A 21,009-nucleotide genomic window follows, 5' to 3' on the forward strand; every position below is an offset into this window, starting at 1 on the left:
CGTGTGAGTGGGTACGGCGGTCGAGCCGTTGGATGCCGTCCGGTTTCCGTCCGGGCGGCGGCACTCCGTCGAGGGAGGCGGGCAAGAGCGGAGATTCTAGGTCAGGGGAGGAGGTCCGGGCCAACCCTTTTCCGCGGCGTCGTTCGCCGCGTCGTTCGCTGCGTCATGCGCGGCATCAGGGATGCGACCCCCATATCCCTAGGGGTCGCCGTCCGTCGTGAGGCGTACACGCAGAGGCCCCCAGGTGTACGAGGGGCCGCCGAGGTTCGGTCCATAGGCCGACGCCATAAGGGGTCGCGGATTCCATGATGGATACATGAGCGCAGCAACCTTCACCCCAGGCCCTTCCCGGCGCGGTCCCGCCGCTCGCGGCGCGACCGCCTTCTCCGTCGGCCACCACCGCCACCGTGTCGGCGACGCCCTGCGCGCCGTCAAGGTCTACGTGGGCGCGGCGTTCGGCGTGGTGCTCCTCGGCGAGTACGAGGAGGAGGCGGGCGTACGACGCCGGTGAGCCGTTCGCCGGGTTGAACTGTCCCGCACTAGGGTCACTGAGTGCTTCAGCGGAACGTGACCGATCGCTCACTCAACGAAGTTCTCCCGTTCTCCGTCCCCCGTCTCTCCGTCCTCCGTTTCTCCGGCTCCCGCTTCCCCACGTCGCTTCTTCCCTTCCTTCTGCTTGCCACTTCCCTCGCCGCGTTCGCCGCGCTGTGTCTCCTCCGGCGCACCCCCATGGCCGACGCGCTCGTCTACCGGGCCGAGGGTGCGGCCGTCGTCCACGGCACGGATCTCTACGGGTTCACCGTCACCGAGTGGCAGCTGCCCGCCACGTACCCGCCCTTCGCGGCGGTCCTCTTCGTCCCGCTGGCCTGGCTCCCGCCGACCGTCCTCAAGGCGGCCTTCGTCGCCGGGAACGTGGCCCTGCTGGCCGTGCTGGTCCGGCTCTCCTGCCGTCTCGCGGGCCTGCCGACACGGCTGCCCGCGCTCTGCGCCGCCACCGCGCTCGCCCTGTGGCTCGAACCCGTCTTCCAGACCGTGCTCTTCGGCCAGATCAACCTCGCCGTCGCCTGCCTGATCCTCTGGGACCTGACACGGCCGCCCGGCGCCCCGGGCAAGGGCATCGCCCTCGGCATCGCGGCCGGGGTGAAACTGACCCCCGCCGTCTTCGTGGCGTATCTGCTGCTCAGGGGCCGGCGACGGGAAGCGGCCACCGCCCTGGCGGCCTTCGCCGGGACCGTACTCCTGGGAACGCTCGCCCTTCCCGCCGCGAGCGTCGACTTCTGGACCCGGCGGCTCTACGAGACCGGCCGCGTCGGCAAGGTGTGGATCGTCGACAACCAGTCGCTCCAGGGGCTGATCGCCCGGATGCTGGGGGACCCGGCACCGGGTCCACTGTGGGCCGTACCCGCGCTGGCCGTCGCGTCGGCGGGACTGTGGCTGGCCCGCCGCGCGCGCACCGACCGCCAGGGCGTCCTCGTCACCGCCCTCACGGCCCTGCTGATCTCGCCCATCAGCTGGTCGCACCACTGGGTGTGGTGCGTCCCGCTGATCGCCGTGCTGTACGCCGGACACGGCCCGCGCCCGGCCGCCGCGACGGCCGCGGTGTTCGCGGCCCGCACCCTCTGGCTGGTCCCGCACCAGGGCGATCTGGACCTCCATCTCCCCTGGTGGCAGCAGCCGTTCGCCTCGCCGTACCCCCTGCTGGGGTTGGTACTGCTGGTTCAGTTGTCGGCCAGGAGTTCGTCGGCGTCGACGATCCGGTAGGCGTACCCCTGCTCCGCCAGGAACCGCTGCCGATGCGCGGCGAAGTCCTGGTCGATGGTGTCGCGGGCGACGACGGAGTAGAAGTGCGCCTGGTGACCGTCGGCCTTCGGGCGCAGCACGCGGCCAAGGCGCTGGGCCTCCTCCTGGCGCGAGCCGAACGTGCCCGACACCTGGATGGCGACGGTCGCCTCCGGCAGGTCGATGGAGAAGTTGGCGACCTTCGACACGACGAGCACGCTGATCTCGCCCTCCCGGAAGGCGTCGAACAGCTTCTCCCGCTGCGCGTTGCTGGTCTCGCCCTTGATGACGGGCGCGTTCAAGTGCTCGCCCAGCTCGTCGAGTTGGTCGATGTACTGGCCGATCACGAGGATCTGCTGCCCCGCGAACTTCCGTACCAGCGCCTCGGTCACCTTCCGCTTGGTCGCGGTCGTCGCGCAGAAGCGGTACTTCTCCTCGGTCTCGGCGGTCGCGTACGCGAGCCGCTCGGAGTCGGTGAGGTTGACGCGGACCTCGACACAGTCGGCGGGCGCGATGTACCCCTGCGCCTCGATCTCCTTCCAGGGCGCGTCGAACCGCTTGGGCCCGATGAGCGAGAAGACATCCGACTCGCGCCCGTCCTCGCGGACCAGGGTCGCGGTCAGGCCCAGCCGCCGCCGCGCCTGGAGATCGGCAGTGAACTTGAAGACGGGCGCGGGCAGCAGGTGCACCTCGTCGTAGACGATGAGTCCCCAGTCCCGGGAGTCGAAGAGCTCCAGGTGGGGATAGACGCCCTTCCGCTTGGTCGTCAGCACCTGGTAGGTGGCGATGGTGACCGGGCGGATCTCCTTCCTCGTGCCGCTGTACTCGCCGATCTCGTCCTCGGTCAGCGAGGTCCGCTTCACCAGCTCGTGCTTCCACTGCCGGGCGGAGACGGTGTTGGTGACGAGGATGAGGGTGGTGGCCTTGGCCTGCGCCATGGAGCCGGCGCCGACGAGCGTCTTCCCTGCTCCACAGGGCAGGACGACAACGCCCGACCCGCCGTGCCAGAAGTTCTCCACGGCCTGCTTCTGGTACGGCCGCAGTGCCCAGCCGTCCTCCGCCAGCTCGATCGGGTGAGCTTCCCCGTCGACGTATCCGGCGAGGTCCTCGGCCGGCCAGCCCAGTCTCAGCAGCGTCTGCTTGATCTGCCCGCGCTCGGAGGGGTGCACGGCCACGGTGTCCGGGTCGATCCGGTTGCCGACGAGCGGGATGATCCGCTTCGACCGCAGGATCTCCTCCAGGACGGGCCGGTCGGTGGTGGTCAGGACCAGCCCGTGGGCCGGGTGCTTGCTGAGGGTGAGACGTCCGTAGCGGTCCATCGTCTCGGCGATGTCGACGAGCAGGGCGTGCGGTACGGGGTAGCGGCTGAACTCGACGAGCGCGTCGACGACCTGCTCGGCGTCGTGGCCCGCGGCGCGCGCGTTCCACAGGCCGAGCGGTGTCACCCGGTAGGTGTGGATGTGCTCGGGCGCCCGCTCCAGCTCCGCGAACGGCGCGATGGCCCGACGGCAGGCGTCGGCCTGCTCGTGGTCGACTTCCAGGAGCAGGGTCTTGTCGCTCTGGACGATGAGGGGTCCGTTCACACCCGTCCCTTTCTGCGTGCCGTCACCCCGCGCGGATGACCGGCCAAACGTCCAGTGTGCCTCAAGGGGCGGTGATCACGGCTGGTCGTCGGCGAGCTCGGCGACCCCGGTCACGCGGTGCAACGGATAGGTGCGGACCTCGTCCGCGGTGTGGTCGTACGCCGTCACGAAGCCGCCCTCGACCCGGATCGGGGCGATCACGCGCTGGCTGGCGGCGCCCTCGGCGTTCACGTACCCGATCCACACCGCCTCGCCGGTCATGACGGCGGCCTGCATGGTGGCGAGGGTCTCGGCGGAGCTGGTGCGCGGCAGCTCGCCGTTGCCCGGCGCCTGTGCCTGCGTGTCCTTGCGCGGGGTCGTGGAGGCCAGGTCACCGGCGCGGATGGCGCGGACCGCGGCACCGAGGAGCGTGGCGTCGGGCACCGGCGGGCCCTCCGGGACCGGCACGGGGGCGGAGCGCGGCGGGGTGCGGTGGGCGTGGGCGCGGGTGATCAGCACATCACCCTCGGCGGACTCCGCGGCGGGCGCGAAGCCCATGGAGCGCAGGCCCTCCAGCAGGGCCGCCGGGTCGGCCTGGGCGGCGAGCACGGTGGGCGCGAGGCGGCGCAGCCGCAGTCCCTGCGAGCGCTTGTCGGCGAGGATCTCGCTCAGCAGCGCGTCGTCGTCGCAGCGGACGTACGCCGAGGCCGCCCCGATCCGCAGATGGCCGTGCCTGCGCGCCACGTCGTCGATCAGATAGGCGAGCGGCTGCGGGACGGGCGTGCGGGAGTGGGCCGCGAGGAAAGCGTGCAGGTCCGAGGCCGACCGGCCCGCGTCCAGGGCCCGCCGTACCGACCCCGGGGTGAAGCGGTAGACCGTCGCCCCGCCCTTCGACTCGACGTCCGCGAGCACGCCGAGCGTGTCGGCGAGGGGACGCTCCAGCGGGCCGGGGGCGACGGCGGTCAGGTCCGCCTGGAGGAGGACGTGGTCCAGGGGCTCGGGCAGCAGCGGGGCGAGGAGCCGGGCGGCGTGGGCGGCGGCAGCGGCCTGCTCGGCGGGGGAGCGCGGGGTTTCGGAGAGGGGGGCTTCGACGGCGGGGCGGTGGTGCTTGTGGGCGGGGAGCTTGTCGCCGGGACCGGACGGGGCGCGCGCCGCGGTCTCCCGCTCGCTCGCCGCAGGCAGCCCCAGCAGCGCCCGCCCCTGCGCCGAGAGGGCGCCCCGGCCGGTGACTCCCAGCAGCTCCGACTCGGACAGCGTCCACCGGGCGAGCCGGGCCCGCAGATCCTCGGCCGTGCTCCGGTCCCCGCGCAGCGGACGCTCCCACTGGAGGTGGGCGAGGACCGACTCCGGGGTGGCGGCGGCGCCCTCGGGCAGGGTGGCGAGGAGGGTGAGGACGCGGTGGCGGACCTCGGGGGCCGCCGAGCGGTCAAGGCCGGGGCCCAGCGCCGACAACGTACGGTCCTTCGTGTCCCGCCCGCCGATCAGGCCCGCCGTACGGGTCGCGGCCAGCCATGCCGAGGCGAGCATGGCCCACCGTTCGGCGGCGGGCCTCTCCAGCCACTCGTCATAGGCGGGGGTGGCCGCGTACCGCTCGTCGGCCTCCCCGTCCGAGGCCAGCAGCCCCGCCGCGTAGGCGAGCTCGACCCAGAACGCGGCGACCGGCTCCGCGACGTCCAGCGCCACCGCCGTCCGCTTCAGGTCCCGGACGCTGAGCCCACCGGCGCGCAGTACGGCGGGCCCGCCCTCGTGCCAGTCCTTCAGCAGCTCCTCGACGGTGGCGAGCGCCGTGTACGCCTGGCCCGCCGCCGCACTGTCCACAACCTGTGGACGGTGCGTCCGCGCGGCCTCGACCGCCGGGGCCACCGGTTCCGTCGCCCGGTGCGCGCGGCCCGCCCGCAGGTGCAGGGCGACCTCCCGGGGCAGTACGACCGTGCCGGGCGCCGTCGGCAGCAGCAGCCCGCGGTCGATCAGCCAGCGCAGATGGCGTGCCGGCTCGGCGGTCACCTGGCCGTACGGCGGCCCCCACACCAGCCGGGACAGCACGTCCACCGCCTCGGCCGGGGCGGTGTCGAGGAGCGCCGACATCCGCGCCCGGTCGGCGAACAGTCCGGTGAGCGAGGCGACGGCGGAGACGGAGTCGTGGGTGGTCGCCAGCCCGGCCTCGGCCACGATCTCCTGAATACGTCCAGGGGACATCCCGGCCGTGGCCTCGGCGACGGTCGGTCCGAGGCCCGTGGGGGACGGGTGCTGGGGGGACGGCGCGAGCAGCTCGCGCGCCGTCCGTACGAGGCGCAGGCGGTCGTCGGGGCCCCACACCAGGGCCTGCTCGCGCAGCGTCCCCACAGCGCGCGGGAACGCCGCCGTGACCGCCGGGTCGTTGTCGTCGCCCGCCAGCAGCGCGAGCAGTTCGTCGTACGTCGCCGGGTCCGACGCGACGGCGAGGGCCTCCGCGGTCTGGAGCGCGAACCGGTCCAGGCGCTCCAGGGCGCGGACCACCGAGGCGCGGGTGCCGGCGCGGGTGGCGAGCTGGGTGAGGTCCGTGGGGACGGGGGTGATGAGGTCGGGGCGGGTGCGGAGGAGGGCCGACAGGGAGGCGTCGTCCCGGGCGCGGAGGGCTTCCGCGAGGGAGCGCGGAGCGGTGCCCTGCGGGGCGCGGTCCGGCGTGGGGTGCTCCTCTGTGCTCATCCGCTCAACGGTAGTGGTTTCTCGCCCCCGCCGCCCCTACCCGCCCCATCCCCGGGGCTACGCCCCGGACCCCGGGTGTGTTGTCCGGCTGACGGCCGGTGGGGGTCGGCCGCGCAGTTCCCCGCGCCCCTGAAGGGGCGCGGCGCGCATCTTCGGCCCGCCCGGGATGGGGTGGGCGGGGGCGGCGGGGGCGGAGAACTCGGGGTGTACGCGGTACCGTCGTGGCCGCGGGGTTTACAACGTGCGCGCCCCGGAGGGGACTTCGTGGGGATTGAGAGCGACCAGCTCGTATTCGACTATCTGAGCCGCGTCGGAGACCTGGCCCAGCAGCGCCAGCTGCCCTCGGCCACCCGCATGCGACTCGTCTCGGAGCTGCGCAACGAGATCGACCGACGCCGGGCGAAGGCCCCCGTCGACAGCCCGTCCGCCGTCCGCCGCATCCTCTCCCGCCTCGGCACCCCGGACGACATCGTCGCCGCCGCCCGCGAGGGCGCCCCCGAGGCCGGTACGGACACCTGGGCCGCCGTCCCCACCCAGCGCGCCGGCGAGGACGACGACCGCCCCAAGGGCCTGCGCCGAGTCGTCCCGAGGCCGCGCCCGGCGGTACCGAAACCCACGCCCCGCCCCACCGAGGCCGACGACGCCCCCTCCCCGCCGCACCTCGCGAGCACGCACGAACTGGGCGACGGCTCCGCGGATCCGGACTGGTGGCGCAAGGACACCAGCGCGTTCGGGCTGGGGGACAGCGTGCCGGGATTCGTCGGTGGCGTGGAGATCCCCGAACTGCTCAAGCCGCCACCGAGGCACGAGGACGGAGACGAGGACGAATCCGACTCCGTGGAGGAAGCGGGGCCGAAGCCGGCCAAGTCCTCCAAGTCCTCCAAGTTCTCCAGGGCGCCCAAGGCGCCCAGGGCCGAGAAGGCCGCCGCCGTCGAAGAGGCCGATGTCGCCGTCGCGCCCCGTCGCCGGCTCCCCCGCCCCGGCAACTGGAGCAACCCCCTCCTTCTGCTCGCCGCCGTCCTCCTCGTCGTCGGCGCCGCCCTCGGCAACTGGTTCGCCCTCGGCCTCGGCTGGCTCATCGCCTGGGCCTCCCGCCGGCTGAGCCCCGTCGAGTCGAAGTGGGCCGTGCTCGGCATGCCGGGGCTCGCCGTGACGGCGGGCGTCGTCTGGCTGTGGGGCCGTACGGACGGCCGCTGGGGCGACCCCATCGTCAAGGGGCACATGAACGAGGCGGTCGCGCAGACCTGGCCGTGGGTGGTCAGGGGCGCGGCCGTGGCCTCGGCGCTGTACCTGGTGTGGCGCTCACAGCGACGCCGCTGACCCGCGCGACCGACCGCCACCGGCCACCACATGGGCACGTGGGCACATGGGCACAATGGTCCATATGCCTATCGCATCGACGCCCCCCCAAACTCCCCGCCTGCTGACCGTCGGCTTCGACCTCGACATGACCCTGATCGACTCCCGCCCCGGCATCCGCGCCTGCTACCAGCAACTTTCGGAGCGCACGGGGACGTACATCGACTGCGACCTGGTCGTCACGAGGCTCGGACCGCCGCTGGCGGAGGAGCTGGTCAACTGGTTCCCGGCGGACGAGGTGCCCGCGATCGCCGATCTCTACCGCGAGATGTACCCCATGCATGCCATCACCGGCACGCTCGCGATGCCCGGCGCCCGCGAGGCCGTCGCGGCGGTCCGCGCGGCGGGCGGGCGCGCGGTCGTCGTCACCGCGAAGTGGGAGCCCAACGCCAAGCTGCACCTGGACCACCTGGGCATCGACGCCGACGCGGTCGTCGGCAACCTGTGGGCCGAGCAGAAGGCGCAGGCGCTGCGGGAGCACGGCGCGAGCGTGTACGTCGGCGACCACACCGGCGACGTCCGCGGCGCGCGCACCGCGGACGCGTACTCCGTCGCGGTCGCCACCGGCCCGTGCGACGCGGCGGAGCTGCGTGCGGCGGGCGCGGATGTCGTGCTGGCCGACCTGACGGAGTTCCCGGCGTGGTTGAGCGACTACCGCGGGGACTACCGGGAGGCCGTACGAGCCTGAACCGCGCGGGCCTGACGGCGCCCCGCGGCGACGGACCGGAACACCCCCGCCGCGGCGATCAGGAACCCGACGCCCATGAGCATGCTCAAGCCGAACATGTACGTCGGAAAAGGCTTTGTATGGAGGAGTAGCGGGGCCACGGTGACGAGTGTGGCCACGGCTCCGACGAAGAACACGATGGCACCGGCACGGATCAGCCGGTCACCGGGCTCGGCGGAATTCGGTTGGGTTTTGTCACGCACCCGACCAGGGTAGTTCCCAGCGCGAAGGAACAATCCGGCGACGTCTTGTCACCGGCCCCGGGACCATTAGCCTTGGTACCGGCGGGTCCGACGACCCGCTGTAGTGCTATCCGGGGCAGTTTCCGACCGTTGCCCGTGCAACGGTCCGAGTGTGCGCCCGTGCAGTTTTCAGAGCAGTTTCCGACGAGTACGAGGACGAGGACAGACGTGCCTACCGGCAAGGTCAAGTGGTTCAACAGCGAGAAGGGCTTCGGCTTTCTCTCCCGCGACGACGGCGGCGACGTCTTCGTTCATTCCTCGGTCCTGCCCGCCGGAGTAGATGTGCTCAAGCCCGGCCAGCGCGTGGAGTTCGGCGTCGTCGCCGGCCAGCGCGGTGACCAGGCGCTTTCGGTGACCATCCTGGACCCGACCCCCTCCGTCGCGGCCGCTCAGCGCCGTAAGCCGGACGAACTGGCCTCCATCGTGCAGGATCTGACGACCCTTCTCGAAAACATCACGCCAATGCTGGAGAAGGGCCGCTACCCCGACAAGGCCTCCGGCAAGAAGATCGCGGGCCTCCTGCGAGCGGTCGCCGACCAACTCGACGTATAGCCCGCGGGCGGGCGGAGGGAAGCGCCGGAAGCGTAGGCGGGCCGAGGGGCGTGATCAGTCCCTCGGGCCCGTCCATGCCGCCGGCCGGGGATCAGGGGAACGACAGGGCGTCGGGTCCGAGTGCCGGGACCAGCCCTTCGGCGGCGGCGCGGGTGAGCAGGCCCCGGATCGCGGCGTAGCCGTCCTCTCCGAGGTCGGCGGTGAACTCGTTGACGTACAGGCCGATGTGCTGGTCGGCGACGGCCGGGTCCATCTCCTGGGCGTGTTCGAGCACGTAGGGGCGGGAGGCCTCCGGGTCGTCCCAGGCGGCGCGGACCGAGGCGCGGGTGGCGTCGGCGAGGCCCTTCAGACGCTCCTCGCCCAGCGCGCGCTTGGCGATGATCGCGCCGAGGGGGATGGGCAGTCCGGTCGTGCGCTCCCAGTGCTCGCCCATGTCGGCGAGCTTGTGCAGCCCGTAGTTCTGGTACGTGAAACGGGCCTCGTGGATGACGAGTCCGGCGTCGACCTTCCCGTCCCGTACCGCCGGCATGATCTCGTGGAAGGGCATGACGACGATCTCGCCGACCCCGCCGGGAACGGTGTCCGCGGCCCAGAGGCGGAAGAGCAGGTAGGCGGTCGACCGCTCGCTCGGCACGGCGACCGTGCGCCCGGTGAGGTCCGCGTCCGGCTCACGGGTGAGGACCAGCGGCCCGCACCCCCGGCCCAGCGCGCCCCCGCACGGCAGCAGCGTGTACTCGTCGAGGACGTACGGCAGGACGGCGTACGACACCTTCAGCACGTCGAACTCGCCGCGCTCGGCCATCCCGTTGGTGATGTCGATGTCCGCGAAGGTCACGTCGAGCGCGGGCGCGCCCGGGACGCGGCCGTGGGCCCAGGCGTCGAAGACGAAGGTGTCGTTCGGGCAGGGCGAGTACGCGATCTGCAGCGTCTTCTCAGGGCTGGTGGTCTGGGTCATGTGGGTTCCAACTCTCCAGGACGGGCGCGAGCTTCCCGAACGCCTCGGTGAGGGCCGCGAGAGCCTCGCCGATGCGCCAGGCGGCGCGGTCGCGCGGGCCGACGGGGTTGGAGACCGCGCGCATCTCCAGCACGGGCACACCGTGCGCGGCGGCCGCCTCGGCCACCCCGAAGCCCTCCATGGCCTCGGCGAGGGCGCGCGGGTGGCGGGCCCGCAGCTCGGCGGCGCGCTCGGCGCTGCCGGTCACGGTGGACACGGTCAGTACGGTTCCGGCACGTCCACCCGTGGCCGACACGACTTCTCGTACGAGTGATTGCGGCGGACGGTGGCTGACGGTCCCGAAGCCGAGCTCGGTGACCGGCAGGAACCCGTCCGCGGTCTCGGCGCCCAGATCCGCCACGGTGATCTCGTCGGCGACGACGAGGGATCCCACCGGGGCCTCAGGCTGAAAACCGCCCCCGATCCCGGTGGAGACGACGAGGTCGTAGGGGGCGCCGTCCAGGGTGGCCGCGGTGAGCGCGCCCGCGGTGGACGCGGCGGCCGGAGCGGGCCCCACCCCGGCGGCCAGCAGATCGAGGGTCACGCGGGCGGCCGTGTTGTCGCGGGAGGCCGGGGACAGCCGCTCCAGGGTCGTCCCGGGCAGCCGCAGCGAACGGCCGACGGCAGTGAACGCCCCGGCCACCGCGTCCCTCTCCACGGGAACGGCGGTGGCCACCAGCACCTTCAGCCCAGCGGCAGCGATCAGGCGTCCTTCTTGAACTTGAAGGTCCACAGCCCGGTCACCGTCTTGTCGCCCTCCTTGATGGAGACCAGCGTGGAGTTGCCGCTCGCGCCGTACTGCGCGTTGAAGAACACGCTGCCCGGGATCGTGCGGTACGTCTTCTTGCTGGAGTCGGTCAGCGGCTGACCGTTCATCAGGATCGTCCAGCCGTTGTCGGCGATCTTCGGGTCCACACCGAACCGGACGGTCTCGTCGGGGTCGACCTTGATGGACTTGATGTCCGTGCCCTTGAGGCACTTGGCCAGGTCCGCGGTCTTCACCTCCTTGCCGTCGTTGTAGCAGTCGGTCTCGGAGCTCACGGAGTTCTTGCCGACCGTGATGGTGGCCAGCGGCGTCGGCTTGTCACAGGCGGACAGGACGAGAAGTCCGGCGGAAACGGCGCCGAGAGCGGCAACGGCGCGACGGCGATGTCCATTGGCGGCTCTGCCGCGGGGCAGGGAGGTCATGGCCGAAGGCTATCGGGCACGTCCACCGCTCCCCCCACGTGGGGTACGGCGTGCCGCCCTCAGGCCACGCGTGACCGCACCGGGCCCCCGCGCCGCGCCGCACCGAGCAGCCCCCGCACGGTGGTCAGCCATCCGACGGCGACGATCGCGGCGGCCACGGACAGACCGAGCGTGCCGTTGAGGGGCAGCACGATGCCGATCGCGCCGCCGAACACCCAGGCGACCTGCAACAGCGTCTCCGAGCGCGCGAACGCCGACGTACGGACGAGTTCCGGCACGTCCCGCTGGATCAGTGCGTCCAGGGAGAGCTTGGCCAGCGCCTGCGAGAACCCCGCGACAGCCGTCAGACAGGCCACCAGGAAGGCCCCGAAGAATATGGCGGCGGTGATCGCGGCCCCCAGCACACCCGCGACGACCGTCACGATGATGATCTCCGGGGCGCGCGATTTCAGCCAGGCCCCGACCGCCGTGCCGAGCGCGTTGCCCGCGCCCGCCGAGACGCCCACTATCCCGAGCGAGACGGCCGCGCTCTCGCCGGTGAGCGGGTGCTCGCGGAGCAGGAAGGCGAGGAAGAAGATCAGGAAGCCGGAGAGGCAGCGCAGGGCGGCGTTGGCGCCGAGGGCGTGGGTGACGGCCGTACCGACGGTGCGCAGCCCCGGCCGCCGCAGCTTGTCCTTGATGAGCTGCGGTCCATGCAGATGCTCCTCGTCCGCGACCAGCAGCGCCCGGTCCTCGCCCTTGGCGGAGTCGACCTTGGGCGGCAGCGTGAACGACAGGAACGTCCCCGCGATGAAGATGACGAAGGCGCCGTAGAGCGGATAGCGCGGGCCGAGGGCCTGCAACCCCGCCCCGATCGGCGCGGCGACACCGGTGGCCAGGAGTCCGCCCAGGGTGACCCGGGAGTTCGCCTTCACCAGGGAGAACCGAGGTGGCAGCAGCCGTGGCACCACGGCGCTTCGTACGACCCCGTACGACCTGGACGCGACCAGCACGCCCAGCGCGGCGGGATACAGCTCCAGGCTGCCGGTCACGACCGCGCCCGACAGCAGCAGCGCGAGCATGGCCCGCGCGAACATCGCGCCCGCCATCGCGGCCCGGCGGCCGTGCGGGAGACGGTCCAGGAGCGGGCCGATCACCGGGGCGAGGACGGTGAAGGGCGCCATGGTGATGGCGAGGTAGAGGGCGACGCGCCCGCGCGCCTCGTCGGTGGGCACCGAGAAGAAGACGGTGGAGGCGAGGGCGACGGTGATCATGACATCGCCGGCGCCGTTCACCGCGTGCAGCTCGATCAGTTTCCCGAGGCCGGATTCGCCCGCCCCGTGCGCGTGCGTCGCCTTGCGGATCCCGCGCGCCGTTCCGGTCACCGGGAAGTGCAGGGCACGGCCCACCGCGCGGACGGAACCGGTCATCCGGCCCGATCCGCCATTTCTGGTGCCCCCCTTGGCAGCGCCGACACCGGCGGCTCCTTGGGGCGACCTTGCGGCTGCCACTCCGCAATAGTGCCCCGAGAAGTGCGTACGTAGTGTGGTTACCGCGCGTATGGCGGCCGAGTGGGCTGGTGACGGGCCGCACGCGGGTCGCGTGTCGGGGTGCCGAACCGGACCGGGGCGGGGGCGAGGAGCGTTTTCCGGCCGACCGGGACGGTTGTGCGAGGTTCTTTTCGATCCGTACGAGAGGGGGTGTGGGGTGGGAAAACACTGCCTCGGAGCGGTCCGGAAACCCGGCGCGGAGTGCGGAAGAGCCCCGCCGGTGTGGGCCCAGGGCTCAGGAGAAGGTAGCGTGCGTAGCGCGCCTGCGGCGGTTGTTCTCGGCCGCGCGCCTCTCGGTCATCCCGCAGAATGGATGACGTAGGTGCGCCCGAGTGCGATCGGGCGTGGACGTCGACGCGGCCCACCGGTCCGCTCCGTCCGCACTCCCGCCGAGGAATGGCGCACCCGTGAGACGGCGTAGGAGAGAAGCGATACCTGTGAGCGCAGCGACAACGCGAAGCCGCACCCCCGACCGCCTGTGCGCCGAGGCCGTCGACCTCGCGCGCACCGCCGCCGAGGAGGCCGCCGCCCCCGGCGTCGTCGGCGAGCACGTGGGACTGGTCTCCGAGGGGGACCGCGTTGTCACGCACTACTTCGAGTGCAAGGAGTTCGGGTACCGCGGCTGGCGCTGGGCCGTGACCGTCGCCCGTGCCTCCCGCGCGAAGGTCGTCACCCTCGACGAGACGGTGCTGCTGCCCGGCCCCGACTCCCTGCTCGCCCCCGAGTGGGTGCCGTGGAGCGAGCGGCTGCGCCCCGGGGACATGGGCCCGGGCGACCTGCTGCCCACCGACGCCGAGGATCTCCGTCTCGAGCCCGGTTTCTCCGGGGAGGACGAGCCCGCGCCGAACTCCGCGGTCTCCCAGGACATGGCGGAACTGGTCGAGGCGGAGGACGCCGAGGTCACCGTCGGCACCCCCGCGCACCTGCCGGTCGCCCCGCGCCGCGGCTCGATCGCGGCCGTCGCGGAGGAACTCGGCCTGCGCCGGGCCCGTGTCCTGTCCCGGTACGGCCTGCATGTCGCGGCCGACCGCTGGGAGGAGTCGTACGGCCCCAAGACGGCGATGGCCCAGGCCGCCCCCGCGTCCTGCGTCAGCTGCGGCTTCCTGAACCCCATCGGGGGCTCGCTCGGGCAGGCGTTCGGTGTCTGCGCGAACGAGTTCTCTCCGGCGGACGGGCGTGTCGTCTCCCTCTCGTACGGCTGTGGCGGCCACTCCGAGGCCGCGGTCATGCCCAAACCTCCCCGCCCGGCCCCTCCGGTCATCGACGAGACCCAGGTCGACCCCTTCCCCCTCCGCCCCTCCCCGGACTCCGGTTCGGTCTCCCTCACCCCCGACGAAACCACAGCGGAACTGGGCCACTCGTAAGTTCCCTCGTCCTCGAACGCCGGACGGGCTGAAGATGCGCGCAGCGCTTCTCAGGGGCGCGGGGAGCTGCGCGACCAGCCCCCACCGGCCCCGCAGGCAAGGGATCCGTGGGTGGGTGGGGATCCGGGGCGTAGCCCAGGTTCAGGGGGTCCCGGCAGCCCGCGGTCCGGCGGATCCGGGCAGGCCGGAATTCGGGGCCCGGCCCCGTCGGGAGAGGGCCGCAGGCCGAGATGCACCGTGGGCCGGGCCGGAACCCCTCCCGCCGCGCGGTACCTTCGTGCCGCGGCCGGGCCCAGCGCTCGCGATCGCGTGAAGCGAGAGGGAGAGTGAACCGTGAGCAAGTTCGTGCGGCCGGCAGCCGAGGGCGCGGACCCGTTCGGCACGGCCCGCCTGCGCCGCGGCGTGCAGGACGCCTGGGCCACCAGCCCGGCCCGGTTCCGTGAGGACGCCAACGCCGAGGAGGACCTCGTCCTCGGCGGCTACCGGGACCGGCTCGTCGTCGAGCTCGCCCAGAACGCCGCCGACGCGGCAGCCCGCGCCGGCGTCCCCGGCCGTCTCCGCCTCACCCTCCGCGACGGAGTACTCCTCGCGGCCAACACCGGCGCCCCCCTCGACGCGGCCGGCGTCGAATCGCTCGCCACCCTCCGCGCCTCCGCGAAGCGGGACGCGCACGACACCGCCGTCGGCCGCTTCGGCGTCGGCTTCGCGGCCGTCCTCGCGGTGACCGACGAGCCCGCCGTGGTCGGCCGGCACGGCGGCGTGCGCTGGTCCCTCGCCGAGGCCCGCGAACTGGCGGCGGACACCGCCCGCCACAGCCCGGGCCTCGGGGACGAGATCCGTCGGCGCGACGGCCATGTGCCGCTGCTCCGGCTGCCGTTCGCGGCCGAGGGCACCGCCCCGGACCCGTACGACACCGTCGTGATCCTCCCGCTGCGCGACCCCGCCGCCGAGGGCCTCGCCGAGCGCCTCCTGCAGAACATCGACGACGCCCTCCTGCTCGCCCTCCCGGGCCTGGAGGAAGTGATCGTCGAGGTAGGGGAGGGCGGCGAGGACGTACGCACGCTGCGACGCCGCGACGACGAGCACGGCGTCACCATCGAGGACTCCCGCCACGGCACCACGCCCTACCGCACCGTCTCCCACCACGGCCCCCTCGACCCCGCGCTCCTCGCCGACCGCCCGGTCGAGGAGCGCCTGCGCCCGCACTGGTCGGTGACCTGGGCCGTACCGGTGGACGCGGACGGCACGCCCGCGCGGCCCCGCACCAGCCCCGTCGTGCACGCGCCCACGCCCAGCGACGAACCCCTCGGCGTGCCGGCCCTCCTCATCGCCTCCCTCCCGCTCGACACCACCCGGCGCCACGCCGCACCCGGCCCGCTCACCGAGTTCCTGGTGGAGCGCGCCGCGGACGCCTACGCCGAACTCCTCGCCGCCTGGCGCCCGGTGGACACCGGGATCATCGACCTCGTGCCCGGCCCGCTCGGCAAGGGCGAGCTGGACGGCACCCTGCGCCAGGCGATCCTGGACCGGCTGCCGCGTACCGCCTTCCTGCCGCCCGCCGTCCCTCGGGCCAAGGACCAGGACACCCCGGCGGACTGGCCCGAGGGCGAGAGCGACGGCGGAACCGGGGCCGCGGGCGGGATCGGTCTCGCGGAGATCGCGGAGAACCCGGACGCCCTCCGGCCGCGCGACGCCGAGGTCGTCGAGGGCGCCGGTGCCGACACCGTCCGCGTCCTCGCCGAGGTGATCCCCAGCCTGCTGCCCGCCGGACTGGAACGCCGGGTGGAGCTGCGGACGCTGGGTGTCGCCCGCGTCCCGCTCACCGAGGCCGTGGACCGGCTGGCCGGCCTCGAGAAGGACCCGGGCTGGTGGTGGCGGCTGTACGACAGCCTCGCCGGCGTCGACCCGGACCGGCTCTCCGGCCTGCCCGTACCGCTCGCCGACGGCCGTACGACCATCGGCCCCCGCCAGATCCTGCTGCCCGACCCCGACGGCGCCCAGCACGCCGCCCCCGACACCCTGGCCCGGCTCGGCCTCAAGGTCGCCCACCCGGACGCCGCCCACCCCCTCCTGGAGAAGCTGGGCGCCCTCCCGGCCACCGCCCGCGCCGTCCTCACCACCCCGCAGGTGCGTGCCGCCGTCGCCGCCTCCCTCGACGACGAGGGGGCGGCCTGGGACCAGGAGACCCCGGACACCGAGGAGCTGGCGGACCTCGTCCTCGCCCTCGTCCGTGACGCCGCCCTCGAACCCGGCGACGAACCCTGGCTCGGCGCCCTCGCCCTGCCCGACGAGGAGGGCGAACTGCTCCCCGCGGGCGAACTCGTGCTGCCCGGCAGCTCCTTCGCGCAGGTCATGCGCGAGGACGAACTCGCCTTCGTCGACGACGAGCTGGCCGACCGCTGGGGCGAACAGCCGCTCGCGGCCTGTGGCGTGCTCGCCGGCTTCACCCTCGTCCGCGCCACCGACGTCGTTCTCGACCCGGACGAACTGGAGCCCCGCGACTCGGACTTCGCCGAACCCGACGACGCGGGTCTGCTGGACGCCGTCGACGTGTGGTGCGAGGACGTCCTCGACCGGCTGCCCGACACGCCGGTGCCGCCGGTCGCGACGGAGATCGTCGCCGTACGGGACCTGGACCTGGTCGACGACGACCGCTGGCCGCAGGCACTCACCCTGCTCTCCCAGCCGCCCCTGCGGGACGCGCTCACCCAGCCGGTGCGGATCCTCCTCCCGGACGGCACGCACGAGATCGTCCGGCCGTACACGGCCTGGTGGCTGCGCGGCCACCCCGTCCTCGACGGCCGCCGCCCGGCCGGTCTGCGGGCGGAGGGCAGCGACCCCCTCCTGCACGGCCTGTACGACGCCGCCGACGCCACCGGTTTCGATGACGAGCAGGTTCTGCGGGCCCTGGGCGTACGCACCTCCGTGGCCGCCCTCCTGGAGGAGCCCGGCGGCGCCGCCGAACTCCTCGACCGGCTCGCCGACCCCGACCGCGAGGTCTCCGGAGCGCAACTCCACGCTCTCTACGGGGCCTTGGCCGACCTCGAACCCGAACAGGTGACGCTGCCGGACGAGTTGCGGGCCGTGGTGGACGGCGAGGTGGTCGTCGTGGACGCCGCCGACGCCGTGGTCGTCGACTCGCCCGACCTGCTGCCCTTCACCGGCGGCATGCCGCTGCTCCCCGTACGGCCCGCGCGCGCCGCCGATCTCGCCGAGCTGTTCCAGGTGCGGCGGCTGAGCGAGTCGGTGACCGGGGAGGTGACCTCGGAGGGCTCCGAGCACGACGTACCGGAGTCCGTGCGGGTCCTGCTGGGTCCCTCGACCCCCACCTCGTACGTCGAACACGAGGAACTCGTCGTCGACGGAACCGAATTGGACTGGCGCCGCACACGCGACGGGGTGCTGCACGCCGCCACCCTGGAGGGCGTGGCGGCCGGTCTCGCCTGGGCGGCCGGACAGTGGCCGCGCCGCTTCGAGGTCGCGGCCCTGCTGGAGGACCCGTCCCGCACGGAGGAACTGGCCCGGGACCGCTGGTTCGACTGAGACCGGGTACAGGCCCGTCAGAGGGTGCGGGATACGGGCCCGTCGGAGGGCGTGCGCGGTCGTTCGCGTCCCCTCCGGCGGGCCTGTGTTGTGACCTTCATCATGCCCGCACAAAGGTTCCACCATCCGTACAACCATTCGCTCCCGTCGCGGATCTGATCACCCGAGTCAACAGACTCCACGATCACTTGGGCCCCAAGGGAAGACGAGCCGTGAGGAACGACCACTCACCACCGGGGCCCCTTTCTCCACTTGGGGATCGCATGCGCATTCGCGCCACTGTGGCCGCCGTCTCCGGCGCCCTGGCCCTCTCCGCCTTCGTCGTCCCGGCCGCTCAGGCCGCAGACGCCCCGGGCGCCGCCGCGCTCGCCGGCAGCGTCCGGCCGAACACGGCGAAGTCGCCCACCGACGTCACCCAGGGTGACACCAAGATCTCGAACGTCGTCGTCAACGGCGGCAAGGCGGTCGTCTTCGGCACGACCACGAAGAAGACCTTCACGGTCACCTTCACGGCCTCCGACAACTCCGGCATCAACATGGCGCTCGCGATCCTGTACCACGGCGCGAACATCGACGACTCCGACAACGGTGCCGTGCCGAACGAGAACGGGGGCGAGAAGGCCTCCTGCACCGCGGTCAGCAGCACGACCTCGAACTGCAAGGAGACCTTCACGATCCAGGCCAATGAGCAGCTGCTCAACGCGCACGCGGGCACCTGGAAGGTCTGGGCGATCGCGCAGGGCAAGGACGCCAACTACGTCCAGAAGGACAACGCCAAGAGCTTCTACGTCCAGCGCGCCTCCAAGCTGACGGTGAACGCGGCCCCGGAGCCGGTGAAGAAGGGCAAGACCATCACGGTCACCGGCGCCCTGACCCGCGCCGACTGGCAGACCGGCAAGTACACGGGTTACGTGGGCCAGCCGGTGAAGCTGCAGTTCAAGAAGAAGGGCGCCAGCGCCTACACCACGGTCAAGACGATCAAGACGACCACGGGTGGCGCGCTGAAGACGACGGTCACGGCGTCCGTCGACGGCACCTTCCGTTACGCCTTCGCGGGCACCACGACCACCCCGGCGGTGAACGCGGCGGGCGACTTCATCGACGTGACGTGACGTGACGTGACGTGAGCGTCCGGCCCCCGCGCCCCGCCCGGGACGTGGGGGCCGGACCTTCGCGGACGGCGCGGCCGGGTAATGCGCCAACAAAAAGATCAGGACCCGTACAACCATCAGTTTGCGCCATTGATCTGATCATCCGAGTCAACAGACTCAATGATCACCTGGGCCCCATGTGAAGACGAGCCGTGACGAACGGCCAACCGTCGGGGCCCCTTTCTCCACTTGGGGATCGCATGCGTATTCGCGCCACTGTGGCCGCCGTCTCCGGCGCCCTGGCCCTCTCCGCGTTCGCCGTGTCGGCCGCGCACGCCACCGACTCCGCCGCCTATCGCGCGGACGTCGCCAAGGTGCAGGAGGCCGCCCACGCCGCCTCCGGCATGACCGCGTTCAGCACCGACGCCGCCACGGACGCCGCCCCGTACACGATGGACGTCACCTTCTCCAACCTGAAGGTCGGCAGCGCGATCAAGGTCGGCACCACCAACCACGTCGCCGTCCCGGTCACGTACACGCTCACGCACGGCAGCGACGTCGACATCACCGCGAGCGACTTCTTCTCCGGCCCCGAAATCTACAAGGGCTCGTATGACTCGCCGGACAACCTCCTCATGGGTGACAACCCGGCGACCTGCACCGTCACCTCGTCGACCACCGCCAGCTGCAAGGGCAACATCGACATCTACCCGGCCGACGGCGATCTGCTGAACTCCGACGCCGGCACCTGGTCGGCGGGTGCCCTCGCCGTCGCGTACAACGGGCAGGACCCGAACAGCTCCACCTTCGACCTCACCAAGGTCGGCTACGCCGAGCAGGGCGGCCTGGGCACCACCAAGGTTCAGCGCTACTCGAAGCTGACGGTCGACGCGACCCCGGAGCCGGTCTACAAGGGCAAGACCCTGACCGCCAAGGGCAAGCTGACCCGCGCCAACTGGGAGACCAACACCTACAAGGGCTTCACCAACCAGCCCGTCAAGCTGCAGTTCCGCAAGGCGGGCACCAGCACGTACACCACGATCAAGACGGTGTACTCGGACTCGTACGGCAACGTGAAGGCCACCACCACCGCCAACTACGACGGCTACTGGCGCTTCAGCTTCGCGGGCACCACGACCACCCCGGCCGTCTCGGCGACCGGTGACTACGTCGACGTGAAGTAGTCCCACCCCGTACTAACCAGTCATCACGTGCGGTCCCCGCGCTCCCGCCAGGGGCGCGGGGACCGCACGCGTTCCAGCCGTACACATTCCATGGGGGGGAATCCATGCGCAAGCGCACCACCACCGTCGCCCTGCTCGCGTCCTTCGCCGCCGCCGGAGCCGCCCTGGCGCCCGCGGCCTTCGCGGACGGCAGCCAGGGGGACACGAAGATCACCAAGGTCGTCGTGAACGGCGGCAAGGACGTCGTCATCGGCGCGACGACCGTCAAGAAGTTCACGGTCTCGGTCACCGCCACCGACAACCAAGGCATCAAGAGCGCCGACATCACCCTCAACGGCCCCGGCTACGGCATCCTCACCACGTCCTCGGTGAAGTGCGTCGCCGCGAGCGCCACGACGTCGACCTGCTCCACCAGCTTCACCGTCGACCCGCGGGTGTACGACGTCACGAGCGACCAGGCGGGCACCTGGTACGTGGACGCCTGGGTCGACGCCAGCGGCGACGACTCCAACTTCATCTGGAAGGAGAAGGCGGGCAGCTTCAAGCTCCAGCGCCTCTCCAAGCTGACGGTGAACGCGGCCCCGGAGCCGGTGAAGAAGGGCAAGACCATCACGGTCACCGGCGCCCTGACGCGCGCGAGCTGGGAGTACGGCAAGTACGTCGGCTACACGGGCCGACCGGTGAAGCTGCAGTTCAAGAAGAAGGGCGCCAACGCCTACACCACGGTCAAGACGATCACGACCACCAGCGGCGGCGCCCTGAAGACGACGGTCAAGGCGTCCGTCGACGGCACCTACCGCTACGCCTTCGCCGGCACCACGACCACCCCGGCGGTCAACGCCACCGGTGACTACATCGACGTGCGCTGACCCGCGCGGGCCGCAACACGAAGTCCGGGTGCCGCCCTGTTGACGGGCGGCATCCGGCCTTTTCTCCTCCCGGTGCGCGCCGACCCTCAGTCGGCCAGGACCTCAAGAAAGTACTCGTGGTGTTCGAGGTCGAGGCCGACTCCCGTAAGGCGCTGCAATTCACTCCTGTGGGGCTTCTCCAGGGGATAGACGTCGGTGAGTTCGGCGGCCGGAACTCCCAGCATCGCCGACACGGCGTTCACGTCGACGGTGGACAGATCCGTGACCGAATCCGGAGAGTCCGCGTCTTTCTCGTAGCGGGCGACAACGAACCGCATGGCATCACTTTCCGCGTGGTGGGA

Annotated in this window: 18 protein-coding genes; 10 read left to right on the forward strand and 8 right to left on the reverse strand. The window is 72.2% G+C overall.

Annotation, left to right across the window (positions count from 1 at the left end; translation table 11 throughout):
* Window positions 1-316 precede the first annotated feature (316 nt).
* Window positions 317-511, forward strand: a complete 195-nt coding sequence (locus SMIR_RS20715) for a hypothetical protein (protein WP_168492889.1) — start codon at window positions 317-319, stop codon at window positions 509-511.
* Window positions 512-672: 161 nt separating this feature from the next.
* Complete coding sequence (locus SMIR_RS20720) at window positions 673-1,761, forward strand: glycosyltransferase 87 family protein (protein ID WP_248003662.1); 1,089 nt, start codon at window positions 673-675, stop codon at window positions 1,759-1,761.
* Here the strand turns inward: SMIR_RS20720 and SMIR_RS20725 are convergent.
* Window positions 1,719-3,362, reverse strand: a complete 1,644-nt coding sequence (locus SMIR_RS20725) for a DNA repair helicase XPB (RefSeq protein WP_101404365.1) — start codon at window positions 3,360-3,362, stop codon at window positions 1,719-1,721. The two genes, SMIR_RS20720 and SMIR_RS20725, sit on opposite strands and share 43 nt — an antisense overlap.
* 75 nt (window positions 3,363-3,437) lie before the next feature.
* A complete protein-coding gene (locus tag SMIR_RS20730; protein ID WP_212727226.1) occupies window positions 3,438-6,026 on the reverse strand; it encodes a helicase C-terminal domain-containing protein in 2,589 nt (862 codons plus the stop codon).
* A gap of 264 nt (window positions 6,027-6,290) precedes the next feature.
* Between SMIR_RS20730 and SMIR_RS20735 the strand changes: the two genes are divergently transcribed.
* Together SMIR_RS20735 and SMIR_RS20740 are read left to right on the forward strand one after the other, a co-directional pair.
* The gene (locus SMIR_RS20735; RefSeq protein WP_212727227.1) at window positions 6,291-7,346 is read left to right on the forward strand and encodes a hypothetical protein; all 1,056 of its coding nucleotides are present in this window, start codon (window positions 6,291-6,293) and stop codon (window positions 7,344-7,346) included.
* Between the two features lie 64 nt (window positions 7,347-7,410).
* A complete protein-coding gene (locus tag SMIR_RS20740; protein ID WP_168492886.1) occupies window positions 7,411-8,073 on the forward strand; it encodes an HAD family hydrolase in 663 nt (220 codons plus the stop codon).
* On the opposite strand, the gene SMIR_RS20745 is transcribed toward SMIR_RS20740, so the two are convergent.
* Window positions 8,049-8,315, reverse strand: a complete 267-nt coding sequence (locus tag SMIR_RS20745) for a hypothetical protein (protein ID WP_168492884.1) — start codon at window positions 8,313-8,315, stop codon at window positions 8,049-8,051. The two genes, SMIR_RS20740 and SMIR_RS20745, sit on opposite strands and share 25 nt — an antisense overlap.
* Window positions 8,316-8,522: 207 nt before the next feature.
* On the opposite strand from SMIR_RS20745, the gene SMIR_RS44330 reads away from it, so the two are divergent.
* On the forward strand, window positions 8,523-8,906 hold the full coding sequence (locus tag SMIR_RS44330) for a cold-shock protein (RefSeq protein ID WP_067371847.1): 384 nt from the start codon (window positions 8,523-8,525) through the stop codon (window positions 8,904-8,906).
* A gap of 91 nt (window positions 8,907-8,997) precedes the next feature.
* Here the strand turns inward: SMIR_RS44330 and SMIR_RS20755 are convergent, their stop codons facing one another.
* The 4 genes from SMIR_RS20755 to SMIR_RS20770 are packed head-to-tail and all read right to left on the reverse strand — an operon-like array spanning window position 8,998 to window position 12,578.
* Window positions 8,998-9,861, reverse strand: coding sequence for a 1,4-dihydroxy-6-naphtoate synthase (locus SMIR_RS20755; protein ID WP_168492882.1), 864 nt, complete (start codon window positions 9,859-9,861; stop codon window positions 8,998-9,000).
* Window positions 9,839-10,576: a futalosine hydrolase gene (locus SMIR_RS20760; protein ID WP_249938448.1), complete on the reverse strand. Its 738-nt coding sequence runs from the start codon at window positions 10,574-10,576 to the stop codon at window positions 9,839-9,841. Before SMIR_RS20760 ends, SMIR_RS20755 begins: the two co-directional genes overlap by 23 nt.
* A gap of 26 nt (window positions 10,577-10,602) precedes the next feature.
* The gene (locus SMIR_RS20765; protein WP_168492880.1) at window positions 10,603-11,088 is read right to left on the reverse strand and encodes a DUF2771 domain-containing protein; all 486 of its coding nucleotides are present in this window, start codon (window positions 11,086-11,088) and stop codon (window positions 10,603-10,605) included.
* Between the two features lie 59 nt (window positions 11,089-11,147).
* Window positions 11,148-12,578 (reverse strand): MFS transporter, encoded by a 1,431-nt coding sequence (locus SMIR_RS20770; RefSeq protein WP_212727228.1) that lies wholly within the window; start codon window positions 12,576-12,578, stop codon window positions 11,148-11,150.
* 476 nt (window positions 12,579-13,054) lie between these two features.
* On the opposite strand from SMIR_RS20770, the gene SMIR_RS20775 reads away from it, so the two are divergent.
* The 5 genes from SMIR_RS20775 to SMIR_RS20795 all read left to right on the forward strand — a co-directional run bounded on the left by SMIR_RS20775 (window position 13,055) and on the right by SMIR_RS20795 (window position 20,668).
* A complete protein-coding gene (locus SMIR_RS20775) occupies window positions 13,055-13,981 on the forward strand; it encodes a DUF3027 domain-containing protein (protein WP_168492876.1) in 927 nt (308 codons plus the stop codon).
* A gap of 333 nt (window positions 13,982-14,314) precedes the next feature.
* Window positions 14,315-17,524 (forward strand): sacsin N-terminal ATP-binding-like domain-containing protein, encoded by a 3,210-nt coding sequence (locus SMIR_RS20780; protein WP_212727229.1) that lies wholly within the window; start codon window positions 14,315-14,317, stop codon window positions 17,522-17,524.
* A gap of 263 nt (window positions 17,525-17,787) precedes the next feature.
* On the forward strand, window positions 17,788-18,636 hold the full coding sequence (locus SMIR_RS20785; protein ID WP_168492872.1) for a DUF5707 domain-containing protein: 849 nt from the start codon (window positions 17,788-17,790) through the stop codon (window positions 18,634-18,636).
* A gap of 239 nt (window positions 18,637-18,875) precedes the next feature.
* Window positions 18,876-19,799 carry a hypothetical protein gene (locus tag SMIR_RS20790; protein WP_168492870.1) on the forward strand — a complete coding sequence of 308 codons (924 nt, stop codon included), beginning with the start codon at window positions 18,876-18,878 and terminating at the stop codon, window positions 19,797-19,799.
* 104 nt (window positions 19,800-19,903) lie between these two features.
* Window positions 19,904-20,668: a calcium-binding protein gene (locus SMIR_RS20795; protein WP_168492868.1), complete on the forward strand. Its 765-nt coding sequence runs from the start codon at window positions 19,904-19,906 to the stop codon at window positions 20,666-20,668.
* Window positions 20,669-20,754: 86 nt separating this feature from the next.
* Here SMIR_RS20795 and SMIR_RS20800 read toward each other — a convergent pair whose 3' ends face one another.
* The gene (locus tag SMIR_RS20800) at window positions 20,755-20,985 is read right to left on the reverse strand and encodes a DUF7683 domain-containing protein (RefSeq protein WP_168492866.1); all 231 of its coding nucleotides are present in this window, start codon (window positions 20,983-20,985) and stop codon (window positions 20,755-20,757) included.
* Window positions 20,986-21,009 lie beyond the last annotated feature (24 nt).

The sequence above is a fragment of the Streptomyces mirabilis genome (assembly GCF_018310535.1).
Taxonomy (GTDB): domain Bacteria; phylum Actinomycetota; class Actinomycetes; order Streptomycetales; family Streptomycetaceae; genus Streptomyces.